At 54.8% G+C, this 24,911-nt stretch carries 25 protein-coding genes, 1 pseudogene and 1 riboswitch; of the genes and pseudogenes, 9 read left to right on the top strand and 17 right to left on the bottom strand.

Annotated features, from left to right (window positions below):
• Positions 1-68 precede the first annotated feature (68 nt).
• Together dnaG and rpsU are read right to left on the bottom strand one after the other, a co-directional pair.
• Positions 69-1,814 (bottom strand): DNA primase, encoded by a 1,746-nt coding sequence (gene dnaG / locus OGY09_RS04765; RefSeq protein WP_003828467.1) that lies wholly within the window; start codon positions 1,812-1,814, stop codon positions 69-71.
• 237 nt (positions 1,815-2,051) lie between these two features.
• Positions 2,052-2,267 (bottom strand): 30S ribosomal protein S21, encoded by a 216-nt coding sequence (rpsU, locus tag OGY09_RS04760; protein ID WP_001144069.1) that lies wholly within the window; start codon positions 2,265-2,267, stop codon positions 2,052-2,054.
• A gap of 236 nt (positions 2,268-2,503) precedes the next feature.
• On the opposite strand from rpsU, the gene tsaD reads away from it, so the two are divergent.
• Positions 2,504-3,517: a tRNA (adenosine(37)-N6)-threonylcarbamoyltransferase complex transferase subunit TsaD gene (gene tsaD / locus OGY09_RS04755; protein ID WP_003024694.1), complete on the top strand. Its 1,014-nt coding sequence runs from the start codon at positions 2,504-2,506 to the stop codon at positions 3,515-3,517.
• Positions 3,518-3,604: 87 nt separating this feature from the next.
• Here tsaD and ureG read toward each other — a convergent pair whose 3' ends face one another.
• From ureG to ttdA, 10 genes are all read right to left on the bottom strand, one after another.
• Positions 3,605-4,222: an urease accessory protein UreG gene (gene ureG / locus OGY09_RS04750; RefSeq protein WP_003828463.1), complete on the bottom strand. Its 618-nt coding sequence runs from the start codon at positions 4,220-4,222 to the stop codon at positions 3,605-3,607.
• 9 nt (positions 4,223-4,231) lie between these two features.
• On the bottom strand, positions 4,232-4,903 hold the full coding sequence (locus OGY09_RS04745) for an urease accessory protein UreF (RefSeq protein WP_032945051.1): 672 nt from the start codon (positions 4,901-4,903) through the stop codon (positions 4,232-4,234).
• Positions 4,903-5,361 (bottom strand): urease accessory protein UreE, encoded by a 459-nt coding sequence (ureE, locus tag OGY09_RS04740; protein WP_032945049.1) that lies wholly within the window; start codon positions 5,359-5,361, stop codon positions 4,903-4,905. Before ureE ends, OGY09_RS04745 begins: the two co-directional genes overlap by 1 nt.
• Before the next feature lie 9 nt (positions 5,362-5,370).
• Positions 5,371-7,074 (bottom strand): urease subunit alpha, encoded by a 1,704-nt coding sequence (gene ureC / locus OGY09_RS04735; RefSeq protein WP_032945047.1) that lies wholly within the window; start codon positions 7,072-7,074, stop codon positions 5,371-5,373.
• Positions 7,067-7,387 (bottom strand): urease subunit beta, encoded by a 321-nt coding sequence (locus OGY09_RS04730; protein WP_003828455.1) that lies wholly within the window; start codon positions 7,385-7,387, stop codon positions 7,067-7,069. Before OGY09_RS04730 ends, ureC begins: the two co-directional genes overlap by 8 nt.
• A 9-nt stretch (positions 7,388-7,396) precedes the next feature.
• Entirely contained in the window at positions 7,397-7,699 is a 303-nt protein-coding gene (locus OGY09_RS04725; protein ID WP_003024678.1) for an urease subunit gamma, read from the bottom strand.
• 10 nt (positions 7,700-7,709) lie between these two features.
• Positions 7,710-8,534 (bottom strand): urease accessory protein UreD, encoded by an 825-nt coding sequence (locus OGY09_RS04720; RefSeq protein WP_206196572.1) that lies wholly within the window; start codon positions 8,532-8,534, stop codon positions 7,710-7,712.
• A gap of 123 nt (positions 8,535-8,657) precedes the next feature.
• Positions 8,658-10,121, bottom strand: a complete 1,464-nt coding sequence (locus OGY09_RS04715) for an anion permease (RefSeq protein ID WP_032945044.1) — start codon at positions 10,119-10,121, stop codon at positions 8,658-8,660.
• Positions 10,122-10,169: 48 nt separating this feature from the next.
• Positions 10,170-10,775: a L(+)-tartrate dehydratase subunit beta gene (ttdB, locus tag OGY09_RS04710; protein ID WP_003828447.1), complete on the bottom strand. Its 606-nt coding sequence runs from the start codon at positions 10,773-10,775 to the stop codon at positions 10,170-10,172.
• Positions 10,772-11,680 (bottom strand): L(+)-tartrate dehydratase subunit alpha, encoded by a 909-nt coding sequence (ttdA, locus tag OGY09_RS04705; RefSeq protein WP_003828445.1) that lies wholly within the window; start codon positions 11,678-11,680, stop codon positions 10,772-10,774. The genes ttdB and ttdA overlap by 4 nt, the downstream gene beginning before the upstream one ends.
• A gap of 213 nt (positions 11,681-11,893) precedes the next feature.
• Between ttdA and ttdR the strand changes: the two genes are divergently transcribed.
• Positions 11,894-12,835 (top strand): L-tartrate utilization transcriptional activator TtdR, encoded by a 942-nt coding sequence (gene ttdR, locus OGY09_RS04700; RefSeq protein WP_032945042.1) that lies wholly within the window; start codon positions 11,894-11,896, stop codon positions 12,833-12,835.
• 31 nt (positions 12,836-12,866) lie between these two features.
• Here the strand turns inward: ttdR and plsY are convergent, their stop codons facing one another.
• Positions 12,867-13,484: a glycerol-3-phosphate 1-O-acyltransferase PlsY gene (gene plsY / locus OGY09_RS04695; protein ID WP_003828443.1), complete on the bottom strand. Its 618-nt coding sequence runs from the start codon at positions 13,482-13,484 to the stop codon at positions 12,867-12,869.
• Positions 13,485-13,590: 106 nt separating this feature from the next.
• Between plsY and folB the strand changes: the two genes are divergently transcribed.
• Positions 13,591-13,959, top strand: a complete 369-nt coding sequence (gene folB, locus OGY09_RS04690; RefSeq protein WP_275399135.1) for a bifunctional dihydroneopterin aldolase/7,8-dihydroneopterin epimerase — start codon at positions 13,591-13,593, stop codon at positions 13,957-13,959.
• 86 nt (positions 13,960-14,045) lie between these two features.
• Entirely contained in the window at positions 14,046-14,864 is an 819-nt protein-coding gene (gene bacA, locus OGY09_RS04685) for an undecaprenyl-diphosphate phosphatase (protein WP_003828439.1), read from the top strand.
• A 109-nt stretch (positions 14,865-14,973) separates the two neighbouring features.
• Here the strand turns inward: bacA and OGY09_RS04680 are convergent, their stop codons facing one another.
• Entirely contained in the window at positions 14,974-16,209 is a 1,236-nt protein-coding gene (locus OGY09_RS04680) for a multifunctional CCA addition/repair protein (protein WP_032945041.1), read from the bottom strand.
• 62 nt (positions 16,210-16,271) lie between these two features.
• A complete protein-coding gene (locus tag OGY09_RS04675) occupies positions 16,272-16,892 on the bottom strand; it encodes a TIGR04211 family SH3 domain-containing protein (protein WP_003828434.1) in 621 nt (206 codons plus the stop codon).
• A gap of 241 nt (positions 16,893-17,133) precedes the next feature.
• On the opposite strand from OGY09_RS04675, the gene OGY09_RS04670 reads away from it, so the two are divergent.
• The 3 genes from OGY09_RS04670 (at position 17,134) to hldE (ending at position 22,892) form a co-directional block, all read left to right on the top strand.
• On the top strand, positions 17,134-18,435 hold the full coding sequence (locus OGY09_RS04670; RefSeq protein WP_008785839.1) for a CYTH domain-containing protein: 1,302 nt from the start codon (positions 17,134-17,136) through the stop codon (positions 18,433-18,435).
• A 123-nt stretch (positions 18,436-18,558) separates the two neighbouring features.
• Positions 18,559-21,399: a bifunctional [glutamate--ammonia ligase]-adenylyl-L-tyrosine phosphorylase/[glutamate--ammonia-ligase] adenylyltransferase gene (gene glnE, locus OGY09_RS04665; RefSeq protein ID WP_032945039.1), complete on the top strand. Its 2,841-nt coding sequence runs from the start codon at positions 18,559-18,561 to the stop codon at positions 21,397-21,399.
• 59 nt (positions 21,400-21,458) lie between these two features.
• A complete protein-coding gene (hldE, locus tag OGY09_RS04660; protein ID WP_008785837.1) occupies positions 21,459-22,892 on the top strand; it encodes a bifunctional D-glycero-beta-D-manno-heptose-7-phosphate kinase/D-glycero-beta-D-manno-heptose 1-phosphate adenylyltransferase HldE in 1,434 nt (477 codons plus the stop codon).
• A 111-nt stretch (positions 22,893-23,003) separates the two neighbouring features.
• Here the strand turns inward: hldE and OGY09_RS04655 are convergent.
• Positions 23,004-23,132, bottom strand: a pseudogene (locus OGY09_RS04655) (hypothetical protein); the annotation flags it as partial.
• 128 nt (positions 23,133-23,260) lie between these two features.
• On the opposite strand from OGY09_RS04655, the gene glgS reads away from it, so the two are divergent.
• Positions 23,261-23,467 carry a cell surface composition regulator GlgS gene (gene glgS / locus OGY09_RS04650; RefSeq protein ID WP_008785836.1) on the top strand — a complete coding sequence of 69 codons (207 nt, stop codon included), beginning with the start codon at positions 23,261-23,263 and terminating at the stop codon, positions 23,465-23,467.
• A 33-nt stretch (positions 23,468-23,500) separates the two neighbouring features.
• Here glgS and ubiK read toward each other — a convergent pair whose 3' ends face one another.
• Entirely contained in the window at positions 23,501-23,797 is a 297-nt protein-coding gene (ubiK, locus tag OGY09_RS04645; RefSeq protein ID WP_020996337.1) for a ubiquinone biosynthesis accessory factor UbiK, read from the bottom strand.
• A gap of 132 nt (positions 23,798-23,929) precedes the next feature.
• A riboswitch (FMN riboswitch) is annotated at positions 23,930-24,079 on the top strand.
• A 106-nt stretch (positions 24,080-24,185) separates the two neighbouring features.
• On the opposite strand from ubiK, the gene ribB reads away from it, so the two are divergent.
• Positions 24,186-24,839 (top strand): 3,4-dihydroxy-2-butanone-4-phosphate synthase, encoded by a 654-nt coding sequence (ribB, locus tag OGY09_RS04640; protein WP_003828424.1) that lies wholly within the window; start codon positions 24,186-24,188, stop codon positions 24,837-24,839.
• Positions 24,840-24,911: the final 72 nt, after the last annotated feature.

Below are 24,911 nucleotides of genomic sequence, written 5' to 3'. Positions count from 1 at the left end.
CGTGCGGCTGTCGGGGGCTTCCCGATCGATATTCGGCAGTTAAGCCGTTAAATACTTTTGTCTTTCTGTTATTTCTTGGCCAGTTCCTGGTTCAGTGTCCAGAGTTCCCGGCGTTCTTCGCTGCTTAAACCGTGTGTGCGCTCACGAGCTATCAACTCTTCCTGGCGCAGTTCAAGCATCGAATCAAACATATGGTTGAGTGAGTCGGTGAAGGTTTTTTCCGCGATATCTTTATCTGCTATATCGTCCCACATCGACAGTTTTTCAAGGGTCGCAGCATCATTTGTGCCACGATAGTGTTCTAAAAGTTGCCCGGTGGTCAGACCTGGCTGAGCCAGACAAGTGTTGACCAGTTCTCTGAATAAGCCAAGTCCAGGCAGCTTATTACTATCCAGTGCGCCTAACGGTGGAACCAGCGGGGCGAGGCCCGGGTTCTGTACCAGCAACCCTATAAGTATACGCATGGTCGTACGTTTTAGCTGTGGAACAGGGCGGGAAGCCCCATTTTCTGCCAGTTTAGGCATTAAACGTTCAAGCTGGCTGTCATCCAGAATGCCGAGCTTGTTTCCCAACTCCTGTCGCAGGTAAATGCGCAACGTTTCGCCTGGTACCTGAGTAATCAGCGGTAATGCCAGCGTACTGAGCTGTGCGCGTCCGTCCGGGGTACTCAAATCCACCTGCGGCAGCAGGCTGTTAAATAAAAACGCGGAGAGCGGCAGCGCCTGCTCCATCCGGGCTTCAAAGGCCTCTTTCCCTTCTTTACGCACCAGCGTATCGGGGTCTTCGCCGTCAGGTAAAAACATGAAGCGTAGCTGGCGTCCGTCTGTCATATAGGGCAGTGCGGTTTCCAGCGCGCGCCATGCTGCGTCACGTCCTGCTCGGTCGCCGTCGTAACAGCAAATTACGTTGTTCGTCGCGCGGAACAACAGTTGGATGTGATCGGCAGTAGTTGACGTCCCTAGGGATGCAACGGCGTAGTTAATGCCGTATTGCGCCAGCGCCACCACATCCATATAGCCTTCTACCACTAACAGGCGCTGTGGATCGGCGTTATCCTGCTGGGCTTCATAAAGGCCATACAGCTGGCGACCTTTATGGAAAATATCGGTTTCCGGGGAGTTCAGATATTTCGGCAGGGCATCGCCCAGCACGCGTCCACCAAAACCAATGACTCGACCACGTTTGTCGCGAATGGGGAACATCACCCGTTCGCGGAAGCGATCGTAACTGCGTCCCTGATCGTTGGTGACCAACATCCCCGCATCGACCAGCGATTTGCGATTCTCAGCATTGCCGCCAAACCGTTTCAGGACGTTGTCCCAGCCGGGGGGCGCAAAACCAATAGCAAAACGGGTGATCACGTCGCTACTTAATCCTCGCTTTTCCAGGTACTGGCGCGCAGGGGTAGCGGCGGGCTGCATCAAAGACTGTTGATAAAAAGTGTTCAGGCCGTCCATCAATTGATAAAGGCTTTGCCGTTGATGGCGCTCTATCTGACTGGGGCCACTGCCTGCTTCATAGGGCACTTCGAGGTTGTGCATTGCGGCCAGTTCTTCGACGGTTTCCACAAACTCGAGCTTGTCGTAGTTCATGAGAAAGTCGACGGCGTTGCCATGCGCGCCACACCCAAAGCAGTGATAAAACTGTTTTTCACCGTTTACGGTGAAAGAGGGGGTTTTTTCGTTATGGAACGGACAGCACGCGTGATAATTTTTGCCCTGCTTTTTCAGCTTTACCCGCGCGTCGATGAGATCGACGATGTCGGTTCTTGCCAGCAGGTCATTGATAAAAACGCGAGGAATTCGTCCAGCCATAAGCCCCTGTTTTTTGATGACTCATATACACAAAATCATTCAGGATGCATCAAGGCGGCAAGGAAGCGAATCCTCAGGAGCGTACAGCAGTACGTGACTGGGGTGAGCGACTGCAGCCAACACTGAGGCAGCTTGAATGATGACGTGTATAAACGAAAATAAGCCGCGCATTCCTTCCGGAAGCACGGCCTTACAACTACAACTCAGTCTGAATTGAGAGCTTTGGCTCTCAATGGATTAGTACAGACGAGTACGGCGTGCGTTTTCGCGAGCCAGTTTCTTCGCGTGACGTTTCACAGCAGAAGCTTTAGCGCGCTTACGTTCGGTAGTCGGTTTTTCATAGAACTCACGACGACGAACTTCCGCCAGAACACCTGCTTTTTCGCATGAACGCTTGAAGCGACGCAGTGCTACGTCGAACGGCTCGTTTTCACGTACTTTAATTACCGGCATGTAACTCTCACCTTTAATAAATTCGGTTTGCCGCTGGCATCAACGCCAGCTTATTTCAAAATGGTGCGGAATTTTACTGCAATTGCTGCTGCTTTGTAAAGCACCGACGCGATTTTGAAAGGGACTTTTATAAGGACAAGGAGTATACACGAGCCGAACTCCTGGGGCGAACAAAGTTTTACATCAACCCGCATTGGTCCTACACTGCGCGGTAATAGAGCGAGGTAAAACAAGTCATGCGTGTACTGGGTATTGAAACATCCTGCGATGAAACCGGCATCGCCATTTACGACGATGAAAAAGGTCTTTTAGCCAACCAATTGTATAGTCAGGTGAAATTACATGCTGACTACGGCGGCGTAGTGCCTGAACTGGCCTCGCGCGATCACGTACGTAAAACCGTACCGTTGATCCAGGCCGCGCTGAAAGAAGCGGGACTGACGGCAAAAGAGATCGATGCGGTGGCGTATACCGCAGGTCCTGGTCTGGTTGGTGCGCTGCTGGTTGGTGCAACCGTAGGACGTTCGCTGGCGTTCGCCTGGGGCGTACCGGCAATTCCTGTGCACCACATGGAAGGGCATCTGCTGGCGCCAATGCTGGAAGATAATCCCCCTGCGTTCCCGTTCGTCGCGCTGCTGGTTTCCGGCGGTCACACGCAGCTGATCAGCGTCACCGGTATCGGTCAGTATGAATTGCTGGGCGAATCGATTGATGATGCTGCCGGTGAAGCGTTCGACAAAACCGCCAAGCTGCTGGGATTGGATTATCCTGGTGGCCCAATGCTGTCAAAGCTGGCATCACAAGGCGTTGAAAAACGTTTTGTCTTCCCGCGTCCGATGACTGACCGTCCGGGGCTGGATTTCAGCTTCTCAGGTTTGAAAACCTTCGCTGCGAATACCATTCGTAATAACGAAAATGACGATCAGACCCGCGCTGATATCGCCCGTGCGTTTGAAGACGCGGTAGTTGATACGCTGATGATCAAGTGCAAACGCGCGCTGGATCAAACCGGTTTTAAACGTCTGGTGATGGCGGGAGGCGTGAGTGCGAACCGTACGCTGCGCGCAAAGCTGGCTGAGATGATGCAAAAACGTCGTGGCGAAGTGTTTTACGCGCGTCCGGAATTTTGTACCGATAACGGGGCGATGATCGCCTACGCAGGCATGGTGCGCTTTAAAGCGGGTGCAACGGCGGATCTTGGCGTAACCGTGCGTCCACGCTGGCCGCTGGCGGAATTACCGGCAGCATAAGTTTTTTTGCCCGGTAGAGCTGCGTTTACCGGGCTTACAAAACCGTAGGCCGGGTCAGGCGAATCCGCCGCCCGGCGATAGCTCTCACTACATCCGTAACATTCCTTTCTCTTCCAGAAACGCGATAATTTTTTCCAGGCCTTCTCCAGATTTTAAATTACTAAACGTCCATGGACGCTCGCCGCGCATGCGCAAAGTATCGCGCTCCATCACCTCCAGCGATGCGCCGACGTAAGGGGCAAGATCGGTTTTATTGATCACCAGAAAATCGGATTTGGTGATCCCCGGACCACCTTTACGCGGGATCTTCTCGCCTTCAGCAACATCGATCACATAGATCGTCAGATCCGCGAGTTCCGGGCTGAAGGTGGCGCTCAGGTTATCGCCGCCGCTTTCCACAAAAATCAGATCCAGATTGCCGAATTTCTCGCTCAGCGCTTCTACGGCGGCCAGATTCATCGACGCATCTTCGCGGATGGCGGTATGCGGGCAGCCACCGGTTTCCACGCCGACGATCCTCTCTGGCTCCAGTGCGCCCGCCTCGGTGAGAATGCGCTGATCTTCTTTGGTGTAGATATCATTGGTCACTACCGCCAATTGATAGCTGCTGCGCATGGCTTTGCATAACGCTTCCAGCAGCGCCGTTTTGCCCGAGCCGACCGGGCCGCCAACGCCCACACGCAGGGGATGCTTGTAGTTACTCATTTTTTCTCCTCAGGAGCGGAATAATCGGGAATATTGGGTTTCATGCCGGGCAGACGCGATAGCGGCCAACGGCGTTGCGGAGCCGAGGTTGGTGTCAGGACACGTCAGCGCCTGTGCCAAACCCTGCGCATAGCGATCGCAGAGCGCAATAATCAAACGCTGGGCCGCCTGTTGTCCAAAAGGAACCAGCTTGACGCCAGCCATGACAGCGCTCTCAATCCAGCTGTAGCCGAGGCTTAACGCCAGCTCCGTCAGTGGAATTTTCCAGCGCACGCCCAGCCAGGCCATGCCGCAGAGTTGGCTGTCGACAAAGAGGGTGCGCCATTCTCGCGAGCAATCCGACTCCCAGTCGGTGACCAGCCGCGTAAACGCCGCACCCCGACTGCGTTCTTCATCCCGCAGTTCGCGGGTTTCGCGACAGGCCAGCAGGTAAGCGCTCCAGCGGCGTGCTGCGTCGAGATCGTCCAGCTCGCAGGCGCGATACAGTCTCGCCAGCAGCGGTAGGTCAACGGTAAAAAAGTTCTGCTCCATCTGCTGGATTTGCCAGGCAGAGAAGTCATCGACGCTTTTCACCCAGCCGATTTCCACCGCCCATTCCAGACCCTGGGACCAGGTAAATGACCCTACCGGGAGCGCGCTGCTGGCGAGCTGCATCAGACGTAGCTGTTGGCTGTTATGCATCAGTGCGTATGGCCGTGGTGATGCCCGTGTGATTCACTGGCATAAGCGCCTGCTTCAGGTTCAAACGGTAACTGGGCGAATGTCACCTCAAGATTGAACTGGCGCAGCATGTCGTCCAGCACATGATCGTGATGGTAACGCAGTTCATCAGGCAGGATTTGCAGCGGAACGTGGCGATTACCGAGGTGATAACAGGCTTTGGCGAGCAGGAAAGGATCGGTGCAGCGCACCACGGAAACCGACTCCGGTGCGGCGATCACTTCGATCACTTCGCTGCCATCTTCGGTACTTAGCAGATCGCCACCGCGCAGCAGCAAACCACGCGGTAGCATTAGCCCGGCTTCGCGACCGTCGTTCAGTGCTACCCTGGCACGACTTTTTACCCGGACATCAATGGGCAGCGTGACGCTTGCAGTAACGCGGTGAGCGTGGTCAAGGCGTTGGGTCAGATAGATCATCGTTACTCCTCAAAACAGAAAATAGCGTTGCGCCATCGGCAAAACATCTGCCGGTTCGCTGGTGATAAGTTCGCCATCAATACGCACCTCGTAAGTCTGAGCATCGACGGTGATATTGGGTTGCAGGCCGTTGTGGATCATGTCGACCTTTTTCACCGTCCGGCAGCCTTTGACGACGGCGATAGCGCTTTGCAGATTGAGCTGCTGCGGGATGTTTTGCGCGTCAGCGGCCTGCGAAATAAAGGTCAGCCGGGTGTGGTGCCGCGCCGCGCCAAGCGCGCCGAACATCATGCGGTAATGCACCGGCTGCGGGGTGGGGATCGAGGCGTTGATATCGCCCATTGGCGCGCAGGCAATCATCCCGCCCTTGACGATCGTCGCCGGTTTTACGCCAAAAAAGGCGGGCGACCACAGCACCAGATCGGCCAGTTTGCCAGTCTCAACGGAGCCGACTTCATGGGCGATACCGTGGGTTAATGCCGGGTTGATGGTGTATTTGGCGACGTAGCGTTTAACGCGCAGGTTGTCGTTGTCACCGGTTTCTTCTGCCAACGGGCCACGCTGAACCTTCATGCGGTGCGCCACCTGCCAGGTACGCAGGATCACTTCGCCCACGCGCCCCATCGCCTGTGAGTCGGACGAGGTCAGGGAAAACGCGCCAATGTCATGCAGCACATCTTCGGCAGCGATTGTTTCCCGGCGAATGCGGGATTCGGCAAAGGCCACGTCTTCGGCGATATCCGGATCGAGGTGGTGGCAAACCATCAGCATGTCGAGATGCTCGTCGATGGTGTTGACGGTATAGGGCAGCGTCGGATTCGTGGAGGAGGGCAGAATATTCGGATGCGCGCAGGCGGTGATGATATCCGGCGCATGGCCGCCGCCCGCGCCTTCAGTGTGAAAGGTATGAATGGTGCGATCGCCAATCGCCGCCAGCGTATCTTCAACGAATCCGGACTCGTTGAGCGTATCGCTGTGCAGCGCGACCTGGATGTCCATCTCGTCGGCTACGGTCAGCGCGCAGTCGATAGCGGCAGGCGTGGCGCCCCAGTCTTCATGGATTTTCAGGCCAATTGCACCCGCGCTGATTTGCTCGCGTAGGGCGTCAGGGTTTGAGCCATTACCTTTGCCCAGTAAACCGATGTTAACCGGCAACGCATCTGCCGCCTGCAGCATGCGTGCGATGTACCAGGGGCCCGGTGTGCAGGTGGTGGCGTTGGTTCCTGCTGCCGGACCGGTGCCTCCGCCGATCATCGTCGTCACGCCAGAAACCAGCGCCTCCTGCGCCTGCTGTGGGCAAATCCAGTGAATATGCGTATCCACGCCGCCCGCGGTGACGATCTTGCCTTCCCCGGCAATGACTTCAGTTCCCACGCCTATCGGGATCGTGACGTTGGGTTGAATATCGGGATTACCTGCTTTGCCGATGGCGAAGATCCTGCCGTTTTTGATGCCGATATCCGCTTTCACGATCCCCCAGTGATCGACGATCAGCGCGTTGGTTATAACCAGATCCACGCATGCATCGGCGCGCATTTGTCCCTGGCCCATGCCGTCGCGGATCACTTTTCCGCCGCCGAATTTGACCTCTTCGCCGTAGGTGGTGAAGTCTTGTTCCACCTCGATCCACAGGTCGGTATCCGCCAGGCGCACTTTATCGCCGGTGGTTGGGCCAAACATGTCGGCGTATGCCTGCCGGGAAATGTCACTCATTATCTGCCTCCAGTGCGCCCATCACTTCGCTGCGAAAACCCACGATCCTTTGTGCACCAGCAACGCGCACCAGTTCGACTTCGCGTTTTTGTCCCGGCTCAAAACGCACCGCTGTGCCCGCAGCAATGTTCAGACGAAAACCGCGTGCAGCCAGCCTGTCAAAGCGCAGCGCCGGGTTCACTTCGTAAAAGTGATAGTGCGATCCCACCTGGATGGGTCTGTCGCCATGATTTTCCACCACGATCGTGCAGATCTCCCGCCCCTGATTAAGCGCAATATTGCCTTTTGCGATCTGATATTCACCTGGGATCATTGCCGCTCCTTAGACGATCGGATTGTGGACGGTGACCAGCTTCGATCCGTCCGGAAATGTGGCTTCAACCTGAATATCCGGGATCATCTCCGGTACGCCTTCCATCACCTGATCGCGGCGCAGGACGTGACGCCCGTCTTCCATCAGCGCGGCCACGGTTTGCCCGTCCCGCGCCCCTTCCATGATGAAAGCACTAATTAGCGCCACCGATTCCGGGTAGTTCAGCTTCAGCCCGCGGGCCAGGCGACGTTCCGCCACCAGCGCGGCGGTAAATAGCAACAGCTTGTCTTTTTCTCTGGGAGTCAGTTCCATTAGGGTTCTCTTAGGTTTGCCAGATTCGCGGGAGTACGGGCGCTTTATGTGTCAGCAGCGGGCGCAGAAATTGCCAGATGTCGCGCATAACGCGCTGGACAACCAGGTTGTCGTTAGCAAGAAAACGGATTGTCAGCAACGAATCGTTAAGCGTTGCCCCGGCGTAATCGCCAAGCGCCGTAAGCCGCTCCCGCGTGCCCTCGAGCATATGTTCGCTGGCCGGATAACACAGCAACGTGCCGACCCAGGGATGATGTGCGACGCCGCTCAGATTCCCCTCCTGCAACTGCAAGCGTTCTATCAGCAGTGGCTGCCCATCTCGCCATACTTCCAGGCGGTTTTGCAGCGTGCCGTAACTGAAGGTCTCCTGCATAACCGGTCGGCCAAGACACAGCAGATCCCAGGCTAGCAGGCGGCTTGCGGATGTCAGATGAAAGACGGTCTGAATAGCGGCGTTGGCGCCGGGAAAGAGGATCGTATCCTGCGGCAGCCACTCCAGCGTCGCGTGGGGTGCGAGGGTAAAATGCTGGCGCAGCAATGCCTGCGGTCCACGGCTGCGGTAAAACTTTCCCGCGCCAGGCTGGGTGATTAACGCGTGGCTGTTTTCGTCGAGCGTTACGGCGATATGGAGCTCATCCCCGCCGACGATCCCCGCCGGTGGATGAAGCAAATAGAGATGGCAAACGTCCTCTTCCGGGTAAAACGGGCGTTGAACCGTCAATGGACCATGATGACGCGCCGAGGCGAGCACCGTTTTGTGCCCGGTGCAGGTAAAATGCAGATCCAGTTCGGCCTGCCAACCCCGTGTGAGTGTCTCGTGCGCAACCGTGTCCAGAGCGTTTCCCCTATCAGCATGAGGGTGTTTGCATACAAAAAAGTATGCCTCAGCGCATCGGGAAATCGATCATATGAGAAGCTTATGGATAAAGGGGCGACAATACGCCGCCCCACCAGGGTTTTACAGTAAAACGAGGGGCATCCAGACCAGACCGGTAATCACCAGTAGCACGAGGAAAATCAGGCCAAAAATAGCACCGAGTCGCCAGTAATCCACCGTTGGTAAATAGCCGCTGCCGTAGTAGATAGGGCTAGGGCCGGTGGCGTACGGGGTCAGAATGCTGCCCAGACCAATGGCGGCGCCGACCATCAGGCAGAAGACAGGTAGCGGGATTTCCGGCATTGCCAGCGCGGCTGCAATCATCATCGGTGCGAGGGCGGAGGTATAGGCTGTGGCGCTGGCAAAGAAGTAACGCAGCAGATAGAACACCACGATCAGTGCTACCATCACCATCATCGGCGAATAGCCACTCAGCCCGTTTGCCAGCAGCTTGCCGAACCAGGTAATAAAACCGGTGTTATTGAGCCCGGTGGCCAGCGTGATCAGCGAGGCCAGCCAGAAAAAGACGTTCCATGCGGCTTTATTGCTGACGATGTCATCCCAGCTAATGATGCGCAGCACCAGCATCAACGCCACCACGCTGTATCCGACCATCGCAGCGTCAATATAATCGCCGCCGAAGATCCACAGCACCAGCGCGCCGACCATCAGCACCAGCATCTTTTTCTCGCGAGCGCAGAGCGGTCCCATCGCTTTTAGTTCGGTATCCGCCCAGCGTGGAACCTGATCACCGGATTTCAGCATCGGTGGATATAACTCGTACGCCAGCCACGGCACGATCAGCACCAGTAAAATGCTCAGCGGCAGCATGCCTAAGAACCAGTCACCCCAGCTCAGCGCGGTGTGGGACGCGCCTTTCATCAGACCGATCAACAGCAGGTTCGGCGCCATCGCCGTTAAGAAAATAGCGCTGGTGACGCAGTCGGCGACAATGCCCATCCACATGATGTATGAGCCAATGGAGCGTGAACTGGCGCTATTGGGCTGTGAGTTATACAGCGGCGGCAGGTTGCGGATAATCGGGTAGATTATTCCGGCCCCACGGGCGGAGTTGGAAGGTGTGACGGGAGCGAGGATAAGTTCGGAGAACATCACCGCATAGCCGAGAAACAGCGTCCTATGCCCCATCTTTTTCACCAGCATCAGCGCGATTCGCCGACCGAGTCCGGTTTTCTCATAGCCCGTGCCAAACATAAAGGCCGCGAAGATCAGCCAGATGACCGAGTTTGAAAAGCCAGATACCGCCCACGACAGCGATTTGGCGGTAAATTTAAAACCGTCCTGCGCGAGTTGCTCCGGGCTGAACAGCAGCCACGGTGAAAGGACGGCGATGATCGAAATGCCAATCATCGCCACTACCGCGCCCGGTACAGGTTCCAGAATAAGCCCGACAATCACACCGGTAAAGACGGCAAAATAGAGCCAGGTGTGGCTCTCAAGACCGGTGGGGACGGGTAGAACAGCAATAATGGCGATGACCACCAGCGGAGCCAGGTATCGCCACCAACCAGCTAAAGGTGCCATTGTTGTATCCCTACGAAAGGGGAGAGGCGTAGCGCCTCTCCGGGAGGGTTATTTGATGTAATGCACGTGCTCGCAGATTTCATCGACGATAGGGTCGCGACGTTCAGCGAACAGCTTTTTGTTTTCAGCGATCAGGTTATTGCCGTGGGTATCGATGGAAACGATCAGCGGGCCGAACTCTTTTACCCGACACACCCACAGGGACTCCGGCATGCCGAGTTCCGTCCAGTGCACCTCTTCGATCTCCTCAACCTGGGTTGCCGCCACGACCGCGCAGCCTGCCGGGAAGATGACGTGCAGCGCTTTAAACTGCTTGCAGCCTTCTTCCGTCAGCGGTCCCATGCCGCCCTTGCCGACCACCAGTTTGACGCCAGTCTGTTCGATAAAGTCTTTCTCAAACGCTTCCATACGCATGCTGGTGGTTGGGCCGACAGAAACCATTTCCCATTTTTCACCGTTCTTACGTACGATCGGGCCCGCGTGGAAAATGGCTTTGCCGTTCAGGTCATAAGGAATCGGGCGCTTCAGTTCGATCAGGCGGCGGTGGCAAACGTCACGGCAGGTCACCAGCGTACCGGTCAGGTAAATGACATCGCCAACGCGAATGTCTGCCAGATCTTCGGCTTTGATCGGGGTTGTGAGGATCTTTTTCATAACGCGCTCCGGGTGTGAGACAGGTTTTCGAAGGAGAGGTCAGCATGAACCAACAGCGTGCCGCGACGGTGGGCCCAGCAGCCGGTAGAGACGGCAACGCCGATAGTCGACGGGTGGCGCGCGGCGGATTCGATATGCACGCCCATCACCGAGCTATTACCGGTCAATCCTTGCGGACCAATGCCCAGACGGTTAAGTCCTTCTTCCAGACGCAGTTCCAGTTCGGCCGCTTTCGGATTCGGATGACGTGAGCCGATAGGGCGCAGCACCGCTTTACGAGAAAGAACGGCGGCGGTTTCTACGGAGGTGGCAATACCTACGCCCACCAGCACCGGCGGACAGGCGTTGACTGCCAGCGTGGAGATATTTTCAAAAACAAATTTCACCACACCTTCGTAGCCCTCAGAAGGCATTAACACTTTCGAGCGTCCCGGTAGCGTACAGCCGCCGCCTGCCATGTAGACTTCGATTTCCGCGTCATCGTTATCGGGGATGATGTCCCAGGTGACCCACGGCACACCGGTACCTGTATTTTTGCCGGTATTCACTTCGTCAAAAATCTCGACCGCGTTATGGCGCAGAGGCGCTTTTACCGTGGCGTCTTCAACGGCCTGCTTCAGAATGCTTTGCAGTTCGCCGAGGAGCGGAAAACGGGAACCGACCTTCACGAAGAACATAATCTCGCCGGTGTCCTGACAGGCTGGGCGGTTCAGATCGATAGCCTTCTGCATGTTGTCAAACATGGTGTGGTAGATGATTTTACCCATCGGCGAGGTTTCGCCTTCACGCAGCTGTTTTAATTTATCCACGACGTCATCGGGCATGCGGGTAGAAATCATGGCGGTAAAATCAGCGACAATGTTCGTCAGCGTATTTATCGCATTTTGGTTATTTTGATTGCTCATCTTGTTAACTCCAGTTCTTTTATTTATCTGGAAATAAATTCTCCGCCACAAACTACCACTAAAAATGTGGATTAATATTATTTGCCACTGTGAATATCTAATTAACAGTTCGTGAATGATGTCCGGATAAGGCAATAAAAATTGCGCAAAGGCAGGGTTTAAGACGCATGAGAGAATTACACTGCGGTGAACAACATTACGGATAGACCGATCATGCTGAACACGTATCCCCTGGCGAAAGACCTGCAGGTGTTGGTTGAAATTGTGCATAGCGGCAGCTTCAGCGCCGCCGCCGCGACGCTGGGGCAGACGCCGGCGTTTGTGACAAAACGCATTCAGATCCTAGAGTCCACGCTGGGGACGACGCTGCTAAGCCGCTCTGCGCGTGGTGTAGCGCTCACGGAGAGTGGTCAACGTTGCTATGAACATGCGCAGGCGATCCTCGCGGGCTATCAGCATCTGGTCGATGACGTCACGCAACTCAAAACGCGCCCGGCAGGGATGATTCGTATCGGCTGTAGTTTTGGCTTTGGGCGCAGTTATATTGCGCCGGCAATTACCGAATTGATGCATAGCTACCCTGAATTACAGGTGCATTTTGAGCTTTACGATCGGCAAATTGATTTGGCGCAGGATAATATCGATTTGGATATTCGTATTAATGACGAGATACCGGATTATTATATTGCGCATTTGTTAACGAAAAACAAAAGAATATTGTGTGCGGCCCCACCGTACTTACAAAAATACGGTGAGCCGATGACGTTACAGGAATTAAGTCGTCATGATTGTCTGGTCACCAAAGAACGCGATATGACTCACGGGGTGTGGGAACTGGACAATGGTCAGGAGAAAAAGTCGGTCAAGGTGGCGGGACATCTTTCCTCTAACAGCGGTGAGATTGTGTTGCAGTGGGCGCTACAGGGAAAAGGGATTATGTTGCGTTCCGAATGGGATGTGCAGCCGTTTCTGGCCAGCGGTGAACTGGTGCGTGTGCTGCCGGACTATGCGCAGAGCGCTAATATCTGGGCGGTTTATCAGGAGCCGCTGTATCGCAGCGTGAAGCTGCGCGTGTGCGTGGAGTTTCTGGCGACGTGGTGTCAGAACCGATTAGGCAAACCGGTGGAGGGGTATCACATCCCCCACGCCGGATAAGACGCCGTTGCGTCGCTATCCGACAATAAAATCACTCGGGGTCTCGTTCGCGTTTTTTCTTCAACTTGGTCCAGATCTTCGGCTCCTGACGACGCCACAGACGCTGAATGTTGTCATGGTGACGAAGCAGAATTAAGCACGACAGCATGGACACCGGGAAAGTGAACTGGGGATTGAACCACCAGACGTAAAAAGGGGCGATCAACGCGCTGACGATAGCGCCTAACGACGAGTAGCCGCTCAACAGGACGGTCAGCAGCCAGGTCCCTGCCATCACGCCAGTTAAGTCCCAACCAATCGGCGCAATCGCGCCAAAGGCTGTGGCAACGCCTTTCCCACCTTTAAAGCCGAAGAACACCGGCCAAATGTGGCCCAGACAGGCGGCGATTGCGATCAATCCCAGCCAGAAGGGGCTGACGCCTAGCGCATAGGCACCCCAGACGGGTAACATACCTTTCAGGACGTCGAAAATCAGTACCGCGACGGCGGCTCCCTTGCCACCGATGCGCAGCACGTTTGTCGCGCCCGGATTCCCAGAGCCGCTGTCGCGCGGGTCCGGCAATCCAGCAAGGCGGCATACCAGAATAGCACTGGAAATTGAGCCACAGAGGTACGCGAAGATAATCATTCCAGGCGCGATTGCACTCATAAGCTGTTCCGTTTTGAAAATGTCGTGTAAAACGCTACTTCTGTGGATAATACGCATATTTCGCCGGAAGTGGTATCCGGGTTAGCCAAAAAGCAGGCAGGTCGTGATGGATATTGTATTTATAGAGCAACTTTCTGTAATCACCACTATTGGTGTTTACGACTGGGAACAAACGATCGAACAACGGTTGGTGTTCGATATCGAAATGGTATGGGATAACCGCAAATCGGCTAAAAGCGATGATGTGGCTGATTGCCTGAGCTATGCTGATATTGCTCAAACGGTTGTTAATCATGTGGAAGGTGGGCGCTTTGCGCTGGTAGAACGGGTTGCGGAAGAGGTGGCGGATCTGCTGCTTAGCCGCTTTAATTCTCCCTGGGTACGGATCAAACTCAGTAAACCTGGCGCGGTAGCCCGTGCGGCGAACGTCGGGGTTATCATTGAGCGTGGCAATAATCTGAAAGAAAATAATTAATTTAATAATTTCTAAAACAAACGGGTATAAAAGGGTCCTTTCGTCGGCTCTTTTTTGCCGTGGTTTCTCTATCTAGGGGTTTATTAATGAGTGATATGCACTCGCTGCTGGTGGCGGCAATTTTGGGCGTGGTCGAAGGATTGACGGAATTTTTACCCGTTTCCAGTACCGGCCATATGATTATTGTTGGCCACCTGTTGGGTTTTGAGGGTGACACTGCGAAAACATTCGAAGTGGTTATCCAGTTAGGTTCTATCCTGGCCGTTGTGGTGATGTTCTGGCGACGTCTGTTTGGCCTGATCGGTATTCACTTCGGCAAGGCTCCGCATGAAGGCACTGGCAAAGGTCGGTTGACGCTGGGACATATCCTGTTGGGGATGATTCCAGCCGTGGTACTGGGGCTAATCTTCCACGACACCATCAAATCGCTGTTTAACCCGATCAACGTGATGTATGCGCTGGTGGTGGGTGGTGTACTGCTGATTGCCGCAGAATGCCTGAAGCCGAAAGAACCGCGTGCGCCGGGTCTGGATGATATGACCTATCGCCAGGCGTTTATGATTGGCTGTTTCCAGTGTCTGGCGCTGTGGCCGGGTTTTTCTCGCTCCGGGGCGACGATTTCTGGCGGCATGCTGATGGGCGTGAGTCGTTACGCGGCCTCGGAATTCTCCTTCCTGTTGGCCGTGCCGATGATGATGGGCGCGACGGCGCTGGATCTCTACAAGAGCTGGTCTTTCCTTAGCGCATCAGATATCCCGATGTTTGCAGTCGGATTTGTGACGGCGTTTATCGTGGCGCTGGTGGCGATCAAAACCTTCCTGCAACTGATTAAACGCATCTCGTTCATTCCGTTTGCGATTTACCGCTTTATTGTGGCGGCTGCCGTTTACGTCGTGTTCTTCTGATGACTTACCGTGGTGCCGGATGGCGGCGTTCCGCCTTATCCGGCCTACGGGTTATATCCATTTCGAACCTGTAGATCGGATAAGCACAGCGCATCCGGCAACGCAGTGTCTACGCTTTCGGGCAACGCTGCTCCTTCCAACTGGCTACCGCCGCGATGCGACGCCGGGTCAGTTCTTCACGAATTGCCTGACCTTTGAATCCAGCTTCAACCACGTCTTTCGTTGGCACCGCCTGCGCAACCTGCCAGGCTTCGCGCAACAGTCTGCCTTGCGGATAATCTGCCGCTTCAAAACCGGTTCGCCCACGCACATCGGCCTCGCTGGTGAGGGCGATTTGCTCCACGCGCTGCGGTTTGCGCCAGGCATCGATGGAATCAAACAGCTTAACGATGGTTTTCGGCTGCAGGATCGGGAAGGTATGAATGAGGTCGTGGAACTCGGAAACCAGTTTGGCTAAATCACGGATGTCATTCGGCACGCGCAGGCGCTGGCACAGTTGTTCGACAAGCTTAACACCCGCCGGACCGTGGCCGTGATGGCGCGGCCACAGCGCTTTAGGCGTCAATGCCTTGCCAAGATCGTGGCACAGCGTAGCAAAACGCACGTCGACCTCCGGACTTAACATGGCTGCCATCGACAGCGTCATCAGCGTGTGAATGCCGGTGTCGATTTCCGGATGCCACTGCGCGGGAGCTGGAACGCCAAACAAAGCATCCACTTCCGGAAACAGGACGCGCAGTGCGTCGCAGTCGCGCAGGACCTGGAAAAATACCTGTGGGTTACGGGTGGTTAATGCGCCTTCGGTTTCTTTCCACACCCGCTCTGGTGTCAGATGCTCCAGTTCACCAGCGGCGGTCATGTCACGCATTAGCGTCATGGTTTCGTCAGCAATCCGAAAACCGAGATGTGCGTAGCGGGCAGCAAAGCGTGCCACGCGCAGTACGCGCAGCGGATCTTCGCTAAAGGCAGATGAAACATGGCGCAGCAGACGGTTTTCCAGATCGTCGCGTCCGTTATACGGGTCGATAATCTCCCCGTCGTCATCGCGGGCGATTGCGTTGATGGTCAGGTCACGACGCTGAAGATCGGCCTCCAGCGTGACATCTGCGGCGGCATAGCAGGTGAACCCGGTATACCCCGAGCCTGACTTACGTTCGGTACGCGCCAGCGCATACTCTTCGCGGGTTTGCGGATGCAGAAACACGGGAAAATCGCGGCCTACCTGCTGGTAGCCCGCGTCGAGCATCTCTTGCGGCGTGGCGCCAACAACAACCCAATCTTTATCTTTAATCGGTAGCCCTAATAACGCATCCCGAACAGCACCACCGACCAGATAAATCTTCACGCCATTTTCCTTTTGAAAACTATGATCCCTTAATCATATGTCAGTGTGGCGGAGAAGGCGATTCAGTTCATCCAGCGATCTTTGCGTTTACGGCTTGGGATCATGTGTGGCAGAACCAGGCCGAGCAGCAGACCAAGACCCAACACGCCGCCACCGTACATAAACCACTGCATGATGATGGTGCGCTGTTTGTCATCAAGCTGAAGGTTGGCTGCGCTGACCTTCTTTTGCGCCACGATAAGCTCGTTTTTCAGCTTCTGGTTTTCTTGTTTCAGCCCGTCGATCACGCTGTCGCTTTGCGCGACCTTTTGCTGCATATCAGCGGTGCGCTGATTCCACGTGGTATCGATATTATTGAGCTTATCGGTCAAGGTCTTAACCTGGTTTTCCAGGTCGGGAACGCGGGTACGCAGGCTCGGCGTACTGTTCAGCTCTTTCAGTGGGATCCAGGCGGTACGTCCGGTGCTGTCTTTCACCTGGCCGTAGTTAGTGTTGGCATCGGTCTGTAATAGCGTGACTTCCTCGCCGGCATTAACCGTACCCACGAGGCGATAATTATCTCCCGGACCGCTGCGGACCCAAGTGTTCAGTTCGTCAGAGACATAGCGCTTTTCTTCGGCATGAGAGACTGCAGTGGCGCTAAGTGCGAGTAAAGTTAATCCAATCAGGCGTAATTTTGGCATCAGGCTGTCGTTATTGTCATAGAAAGTGGAACGATAGTAGTGGCATCAGTGTCTCTACGCAAAGCATTCGACATCAATCGGAATCATCTGTGTCCTTTTTGCCACCACTCGAAACTTTTACGCCCGTCAAATTGCTCGTTGCATGGCAATTTGGCGCAAAATACTATCTACTGACCATAAAGAACGAACTTAGTTCGCAGTCAGTTTTCTCAACTGTGACATAACCCATAAGTACAAGACCATGGCCCAGGAAATCGAATTAAAATTTATCGTCAATAATGACGCTGTAGATGCGCTACGTGAACGTCTGAATACGCTGGGGGGAGAGCATCATGCGCCCAGCCAGTTGCTGAATATCTACTACGAAACACCGGATGCGTGGTTGCGTGGTCACGATATGGGGCTGCGTATTCGCGGTGAAAATGGTCATTACGAAATGACCATGAAAATTGCCGGACGCGTGACGGGCGGACTGCACCAACGGCCGGAATATAACGTTGCGCTAAACGCGCCTGAGCTGGACCTCACCTTGTTCCCAACGGAAGTCTGGCCTGATGGCGAGCTGCCTGCTGAACTTGCTTCTCAAGTACAGCCGTTGTTCAGCACCGATTTTTACCGTGAGAAATGGTTGGTTGATGTTGATGGCAGCCGGATTGAAATGGCCCTCGATCTGGGGGAGGTGAAAGCGGGCGAGTTTGCAGAACCTATCTGTGAGCTTGAACTTGAACTGCTAAGCGGCGATACCCGTGCGGTACTGAAGCTGGCAAACCAGCTGGTTTCGCAAACCGGTTTACGCCAGGGTAGCTTGAGCAAAGCAGCGCGCGGTTATCACTTGGCTCAGGGGAATGCGCCGCGCGAACTCAAACCGACACGCATTTTGAAAGTTCCGGCGAAAGCGAGTATTGAGCAGGGGCTGGAAGCGGCGCTGGAGCTGGCATTATCACAGTGGCAGTACCATGAAGAGCTGTGGGTGCGCGGCGTTAAAGGGGCGAAAGCCGAGGTGCTGGCGGCTATGGGCCTGGTGCGTCACATTCTGATGCTGTTTGGCGGTAATGTACCGCGAAAAGCGAGCGCTCACTTACGTGATTTGTTGACCCAGTCGGAAGCGATCATTTTGTCGGACGTTTCTGCTGTTTCGGCGGTTTACAGCACGCAAACGGCAATGGCCAAGCTGGCGCTGACCGAATGGCTGGTGACCAAAGGATGGCAGCCGTTCCTTGATGCGAAGGCGCAGGGAAAAATTGCCGACTCCTTTAAGCGTTTCTCGGATACCCATCTTTCACGCCATGCCGCTGAGCTGAAAACCGCTTTTGCGCAGCCGCTGGGCGATCAGTACGCCGATCAGCTTCCACGTTTGACGCGCAACATTGATAGCATGCTGATGCTGGCGGGATACTACGATGAAAATGTCGCATCAGAATGGATCGCCAACTGGCAGGGTTTGCGCCACGCCATTGCGGCCAACCAATATATTGAAATTGAACACTTCCGTAACGAGGCAATTGCACTGGAACCGTTCTGGCTGCACAGCGGAAAACGATAATCAGGGCCGAGGCCGGGATGCCTGATGGCGCTGCGCTTATCAGGCCTACGCGATGTGTAACTGTCATGTAGGCCGGATAAGGCGAAAAGACGCATCCGGCACCATTCAAAGGATAACCCGTAAATGAAGCAGCTCTCTTCACCGTTACAGCAGTACTGGCCGACCGTTGTTGAGCGGCTGCCAGCAGCAATATCTGAGTCCTCGCTTAGCGTTCAGGCGAAGTCAGTACTTACATTCAGTGATTTTGTCCGTGACAGCATTATTGCCCATCCCGAATGGCTGGCTGAGCTGGAAAGCGCTCCACCCCTGGCAGATGAATGGCAACACTATGCCGACTGGTTACAGCAAACATTGGCTGACGTTAGTGATGAAAACACGCTGATGCGTGAGTTACGCCTGTTTCGCCGTCGCATTATGGTGCGTATCGCCTGGGCACAGACGCTGTCGCTGGTGACTGAAGAGAGTATTTTGCAGCAGCTAAGCCATCTGGCTGAAACGTTGATCGTCGCCGCGCGCGACTGGTTATACGCCGCCTGCTGTCGCGAATGGGGTACGCCCTGTAATCCTGAAGGTGTGGCGCAGCCGCTGCTGATTTTAGGCATGGGGAAACTGGGCGGCGGCGAGCTGAATTTTTCCTCCGATATCGACCTGATTTTTGCCTGGCCAGAACATGGCAGCACACAGGGCGGGCGACGCGAGCTGGATAACGCCCAGTTCTTTACCCGTATGGGCCAGCGGCTCATCAAGGTATTAGATCAGCCCACAATGGATGGGTTTGTCTATCGGGTGGATATGCGTTTACGCCCGTTTGGCGACAGCGGTCCGTTGGTACTGAGCTTCTCTGCGCTGGAGGATTATTACCAGGAGCAAGGGCGCGACTGGGAACGCTATGCGATGGTCAAAGCCCGCATTATGGGCGATGCCGACGGCACTTACGTCAGCGAGCTTCGTGCCATGCTGCGGCCTTTTGTTTTCCGTCGCTATATTGATTTCAGCGTGATCCAGTCGTTGCGTAACATGAAAGGGATGATTGCGCGTGAAGTGCGCCGCCGTGGTCTGAAAGACAACATCAAGCTGGGGGCGGGCGGTATTCGCGAAATCGAATTTATCGTGCAGGTATTCCAGCTGATTCGCGGCGGACGTGAACCGTCGCTGCAATCCCGCTCGCTGTTACCGACGCTTAGCGCCATCAATGCGCTGCACCTGCTGTCTGATACCGATACGGAACAACTGCGAGCAGCCTATCTCTATTTACGCCGCCTGGAAAACCTGCTGCAAAGCATCAATGATGAACAGACCCAAACGCTGCCAGGCGATGAACTGAATCGCGCGCGGCTGGCGTGGGGGATGAACGTTGATGACTGGCAGCAATTAACTGATGTGCTGGCCAATCATATGGACAACGTGCGCCGGGTATTTAACGAGCTGATTGGCGATGACGAAGCTGAAAGCCAGGAAGAGTCGCTTTCAGAACAGTGGCGCGAACTGTGGCAGGATGCATTACAGGAAGATGACACCACGCCGGTGCTGACGCATCTGGCGGATGACGATCGCCGGCGCGTGCTGTCTCTGATTGCTGATTTCCGCAAAGAGCTGGATAAACGCACCATTGGCCCACGCGGACGCCAGGTGCTGGATCATTTAATGCCGCATCTGCTGAGCGATGTCTGTACGCGTGACGATGCCTCAGTCCCGCTATCGCGCATTACCCCTCTGCTGGTGGGGATTGTTACCCGTACGACCTATCTGGAACTGCTGAGCGAATTCCCCGGGGCGCTGAAGCATCTGATTTCGCTCTGTGCGGCCTCGCCGATGGTCGCCAGCCAGCTGGCGCGGTATCCGCTGTTGCTCGATGAACTGCTGGATCCGAACACCCTGTATCAACCTACCGCGACGGATGCTTACCGTGATGAGCTGCGCCAGTATTTGCTGCGCGTGCCGGAAGATGACGAAGAGCAGCAACTTGAGGCTCTGCGCCAGTTTAAGCAAACGCAGCTACTGCGTATTGCCGCGGCCGATATCGCCGGTACACTGCCGGTGATGAAGGTGAGCGATCATTTAACCTGGCTGGCGGAAGCTATTATTGATGCGGTAGTCCAGCAGGCGTGGACGCAGATGGTCGCGCGCTACGGTCAACCCACTCATCTTAGCGAACGCGAGGGGCGTGGTTTTGCCGTCGTCGGCTATGGCAAACTGGGCGGTTGGGAGTTGGGTTACAGCTCGGATCTCGATTTGATCTTCCTGCATGACTGTCCGATGGACGTGATGACGGACGGTGAGCGTGAGATTGACGGGCGACAGTTCTATCTGCGTCTGGCGCAGCGCATTATGCACCTCTTTAGTACCCGTACTTCGTCCGGTATTTTGTACGAAGTGGATGCGCGTTTGCGTCCGTCAGGAGCGGCGGGGATGCTGGTGACATCAGCTGACGCTTTTGCCGATTATCAGCGTAACGAAGCCTGGACATGGGAGCATCAGGCTCTGGTGCGTGCTCGCGTAGTGTATGGCGACCCGCAGTTGACCTCTCAGTTTGATGCGATTCGTCGCGATATCATGACCCTCGTCCGTGATGGGAAAACTTTGCAGACCGAGGTGCGCGAAATGCGTGAGAAAATGCGTGCCCATTTGGGCAATAAGCATCGCGATCGTTTTGATATCAAAGCGGATGAAGGCGGCATCACAGACATTGAGTTTATTACGCAGTATCTGGTGCTGCGCTATGCGCATGAAAAACCGAAGCTGACGCGCTGGTCGGATAACGTGCGCATTCTGGAATTACTGGCGCAAAACGACATTATGGACGAGCAGGAAGCGTTGGCGCTTACCCGAGCTTATACGACGTTGCGTGATGAACTTCACCATCTTGCATTGCAGGAACTTCCGGGCCATGTGGCGCCGGAGCACTTCGACGCTGAACGTACACTGGTGCGTGACAGCTGGCAGAAGTGGCTGGGTGCCGAGTGAAGTGTGCTATTATCGCGCGCAAATTTTAAGACACTCAGAGAATCTCTTAGGAGACAGGAATGAAAGTAACTCTGCCAGAGTTTGAACGTGCAGGAGTCATGGTTGTCGGTGATGTGATGCTGGATCGCTACTGGTACGGTCCTACCAGCCGTATTTCACCTGAAGCGCCTGTTCCGGTGGTAAAAGTGGATACCATCGAAGAACGTCCCGGTGGCGCAGCAAACGTGGCGATGAACATTGCCTCTCTGGGAGCGAATTCGCGCCTGGTGGGCCTGACCGGTATTGACGACGCGGCGCGTGCGCTGAGCAAAACGCTGACGGATGTAAACGTAAAATGCGATTTCGTATCCGTGCCGACCCATCCGACGATCACCAAACTGCGCGTGCTTTCCCGCAATCAGCAGCTGATTCGCCTGGATTTCGAAGAAGGTTTTGAAGGTGTGGATCCGCAGCCGCTGCACGAGCGTATTAACCAGGCGCTGGGTTCTATCGGTGCTCTGGTGCTCTCCGACTACGCCAAAGGCGCGTTGGCAAGCGTGCAGCAGATGATTGCTCTGGCGCGTAAGGCTGGGGTGCCGGTGCTTATCGATCCGAAAGGAACCGATTTTGAACGCTACCGTGGCGCAACGCTGCTGACGCCGAACCTGTCTGAGTTTGAAGCGGTGGCGGGCAAGTGCAAAAGCGAAGATGAACTGGTTGAACGCGGCATGAAAGTGATTGCTGATTTCGACCTTTCCGCACTGCTGATCACGCGATCCGAGCAGGGGATGACGTTGCTGCAACCGGGCAAATCGCCGCTGCATATGCCGACGCAGGCGCAGGAAGTGTATGACGTGACCGGTGCAGGCGATACGGTTATCGGCGTGCTGGCGGCGACGCTGGCGGCGGGTAACTCACTGGAAGAGGCGTGCTATTTTGCTAACGCCGCAGCCGGTGTTGTCGTTGGTAAGCTGGGGACCTCCACTGTTTCTCCGATTGAACTGGAAAACGCCGTGCGCGGGCGGGCTGATACTGGTTTTGGCGTGATGAGCGAATCTGAGCTGAAACAGGCCGTTGCCAGCGCCCGCAAGCGCGGCGAGAAAGTGGTAATGACCAACGGTGTGTTCGACATCCTGCATGCGGGCCATGTTTCCTATCTGGCGAATGCGCGCAAGCTGGGCGATCGCCTGATCGTGGCGGTCAACAGCGATGCTTCGACCAAACGTCTGAAAGGTGAAACGCGTCCGGTCAACCCGCTGGAACAGCGTATGATCGTACTGGGCGCGCTGGAATCCGTCGACTGGGTGGTCTCTTTTGAAGAAGATACGCCGCAGCGTCTGATTGCTGGCATTCTGCCGGATCTGCTGGTCAAAGGCGGCGACTATAAGCCGGAGCAGATTGCGGGTAGTGAAGAGGTGTGGGCGAACGGCGGTGAAGTGCTGGTGCTGAACTTCGAAGATGGCTGCTCCACGACTAATATCATCAATAAGATCCAGAAAGACAGCGATAAATAACACCTGAAAAGTTTGCCGGATGGCGGTGTAAACACCTTATCCGGCCTACGTGACGTAACGTTTGTAGGCCGGATAAGACGCTTTCGCGTCGCCATCCGGCATTTTTACGTTTTATTCTTGAGCCACAGCGCTACTTTCCACTGATTTTAACAGCTCGGCCAGTGCTGACAGAGAACCGCTGGACAATCCAATTTCACTTAACAGCGAGTCAATCAGCGGCGCTTGTGTACGATAAGGAAGAGTTGTCGGAAACTGTGAACCCGCGCAGTAGATTTGCGCACAATATGTACAGAATAACTTCGTATCCAGGGAAATACTGAAATTAGAAAAAGCATATGGCCTTAGCAGATATTCAATAACTGGAGGGTATGCTCATGAACAGCAATATGTATTCACTGAACAATTTCGATTTCCTGGCCCGTAGTTTTGCCAGGATGCAGGCTGAGGGCCATCCCATTGATATCCAGGCGATAACCGGGAATATGGATGAAGAACATCGTAGCTGGTTTTGCAAACGCTATGCGCTGTACTGCCAGCAAGCGACGGAAGCCAGGAAGCTAGAACTGGAACACTAACAGAAAAACGGGCCTTGCGGCCCGTTGTCGTTTTTACTCTTGCGGATCAACTGACGGGATCGCGGGGGCAGGCTTAACGTCTGCCGTTTTATCACGTGATTCAAGCTCAGTCAGACGTTGCTCAAGCAGCGCCAGCTTTTCACGCGTGCGCAATAAAACCTGAGTCTGTACATCGAATTCTTCGCGGCTTACCAGATCCAGACGGGTCAGCTGTGACTGCAGCGTTTGACGAATTTTCTTCTCGACGTCTTCGCCAAACTCGCGGATCCCTTTCGGCATCGACTCGTGAACCTGACGAGCAATCTGCTCAATTTTTTTCGGGTCAATCATTGTGGTTTCCCTGAACTGGTACGTGTTGCTGCCTATTGTAGTGCGAACTGGCACAGGCATAAACCAGAATTGTGTGAAGCTAAGACGAGTAAAGGCGTTGATGAAGGTAATCAATAGCGTTATAGTTAACCCGCTTATTCTCAGGGCGGGGCGAAATTCCCCACCGGCGGTAAATCAACTGATGTTGAAAGCCCGCGAGCGCTTTTTGTTACGGCAAAAAGGTCAGCAGATCCGGTGTAATTCCGGGGCCGACGGTTAGAGTCCGGATGGGAGAGAGTAACGATCCAGTCGGGCATGGACCCGCTCACGTTATTTTTTTGCCGCTTAGACGGTACTCCTAAGACTGCCCTGATTCTGGTAACCATAATTTTAGTGAGGTTTTTTTACCATGAATCAGACGCTACTTTCCTCTTTTGGTACGCCTTTCGAACGTGTTGAACATGCGCTGTCTGCGCTGCGTGAAGGACGCGGTGTAATGGTGCTTGACGACGAAGACCGTGAAAACGAAGGCGATATGATTTTCCCGGCAGAAACCATGACCGTAGAACAGATGGCGCTGACCATCCGTCACGGTAGCGGTATTGTTTGCCTGTGCATCACTGAAGACCGACGCAAACAGCTCGATCTGCCAATGATGGTGGAAAATAATACCAGCGCTTACGGTACCGGTTTTACCGTGACCATTGAAGCCGCAGAAGGCGTAACCACCGGCGTTTCCGCAGCAGACCGTGTTACAACGGTGCGTGCGGCAATTAAGGATGGCGCAAAACCTTCCGATCTTAACCGTCCGGGGCACGTTTTCCCGCTGCGTGCTCAGGCAGGCGGCGTGTTGACCCGCGGTGGTCATACTGAAGCAACCATCGACCTGATGACGCTGGCAGGGTTTAAACCAGCCGGTGTGCTGTGCGAACTGACCAATGATGACGGCACCATGGCCCGTGCGCCAGAGTGCATCGAATTTGCCGGTAAGCATAATATGGCTGTAGTGACTATCGAAGACCTGGTTGCTTACCGTCAGGCGCATGAGCGCAAAGCCAGCTAATTGCTGACTACCGCGACAACCGTGGTAGGGATAAAAAAACCGAAGTCAGTTTCCTGGCTTCGGTTTTTTGTT

Source organism: Citrobacter sp. Cpo071 (genome assembly GCF_030332765.1).
GTDB lineage: Bacteria > Pseudomonadota > Gammaproteobacteria > Enterobacterales > Enterobacteriaceae > Citrobacter > Citrobacter portucalensis.
This window is presented reverse-complemented; position numbering and strand designations above follow the sequence as displayed.

What these genes read in the sequence shown, in the direction of transcription:
- OGY09_RS04675 (WP_003828434.1), bottom strand. Translation starts at nt 16,892, where the DNA reads ATGCCAAAATTACGCCTGATTGGATTAACTTTACTCGCACTTAGCGCC.
- glnE (WP_032945039.1), top strand. Translation starts at nt 18,559, where the DNA reads ATGAAGCAGCTCTCTTCACCGTTACAGCAGTACTGGCCGACCGTTGTT.
- folB (WP_275399135.1), top strand. Translation starts at nt 13,591, where the DNA reads ATGGATATTGTATTTATAGAGCAACTTTCTGTAATCACCACTATTGGT.
- glgS (WP_008785836.1), top strand. Translation starts at nt 23,261, where the DNA reads ATGCTCATGAACAGCAATATGTATTCACTGAACAATTTCGATTTCCTG.
- bacA (WP_003828439.1), top strand. Translation starts at nt 14,046, where the DNA reads ATGAGTGATATGCACTCGCTGCTGGTGGCGGCAATTTTGGGCGTGGTC.
- rpsU (WP_001144069.1), bottom strand. Translation starts at nt 2,267, where the DNA reads ATGCCGGTAATTAAAGTACGTGAAAACGAGCCGTTCGACGTAGCACTG.
- OGY09_RS04730 (WP_003828455.1), bottom strand. Translation starts at nt 7,387, where the DNA reads ATGATCCCAGGTGAATATCAGATCGCAAAAGGCAATATTGCGCTTAAT.
- ureC (WP_032945047.1), bottom strand. Translation starts at nt 7,074, where the DNA reads ATGAGTGACATTTCCCGGCAGGCATACGCCGACATGTTTGGCCCAACC.
- ttdB (WP_003828447.1), bottom strand. Translation starts at nt 10,775, where the DNA reads ATGAAAAAGATCCTCACAACCCCGATCAAAGCCGAAGATCTGGCAGAC.
- hldE (WP_008785837.1), top strand. Translation starts at nt 21,459, where the DNA reads ATGAAAGTAACTCTGCCAGAGTTTGAACGTGCAGGAGTCATGGTTGTC.
- dnaG (WP_003828467.1), bottom strand. Translation starts at nt 1,814, where the DNA reads ATGGCTGGACGAATTCCTCGCGTTTTTATCAATGACCTGCTGGCAAGA.
- ureE (WP_032945049.1), bottom strand. Translation starts at nt 5,361, where the DNA reads ATGATCTATCTGACCCAACGCCTTGACCACGCTCACCGCGTTACTGCA.
- OGY09_RS04725 (WP_003024678.1), bottom strand. Translation starts at nt 7,699, where the DNA reads ATGGAACTGACTCCCAGAGAAAAAGACAAGCTGTTGCTATTTACCGCC.
- OGY09_RS04670 (WP_008785839.1), top strand. Translation starts at nt 17,134, where the DNA reads ATGGCCCAGGAAATCGAATTAAAATTTATCGTCAATAATGACGCTGTA.
- tsaD (WP_003024694.1), top strand. Translation starts at nt 2,504, where the DNA reads ATGCGTGTACTGGGTATTGAAACATCCTGCGATGAAACCGGCATCGCC.
- ubiK (WP_020996337.1), bottom strand. Translation starts at nt 23,797, where the DNA reads ATGATTGACCCGAAAAAAATTGAGCAGATTGCTCGTCAGGTTCACGAG.
- ureG (WP_003828463.1), bottom strand. Translation starts at nt 4,222, where the DNA reads ATGAGTAACTACAAGCATCCCCTGCGTGTGGGCGTTGGCGGCCCGGTC.
- ttdA (WP_003828445.1), bottom strand. Translation starts at nt 11,680, where the DNA reads ATGAGCAATCAAAATAACCAAAATGCGATAAATACGCTGACGAACATT.
- ribB (WP_003828424.1), top strand. Translation starts at nt 24,186, where the DNA reads ATGAATCAGACGCTACTTTCCTCTTTTGGTACGCCTTTCGAACGTGTT.
- OGY09_RS04715 (WP_032945044.1), bottom strand. Translation starts at nt 10,121, where the DNA reads ATGGCACCTTTAGCTGGTTGGTGGCGATACCTGGCTCCGCTGGTGGTC.
- ttdR (WP_032945042.1), top strand. Translation starts at nt 11,894, where the DNA reads ATGCTGAACACGTATCCCCTGGCGAAAGACCTGCAGGTGTTGGTTGAA.
- plsY (WP_003828443.1), bottom strand. Translation starts at nt 13,484, where the DNA reads ATGAGTGCAATCGCGCCTGGAATGATTATCTTCGCGTACCTCTGTGGC.
- OGY09_RS04745 (WP_032945051.1), bottom strand. Translation starts at nt 4,903, where the DNA reads ATGCATAACAGCCAACAGCTACGTCTGATGCAGCTCGCCAGCAGCGCG.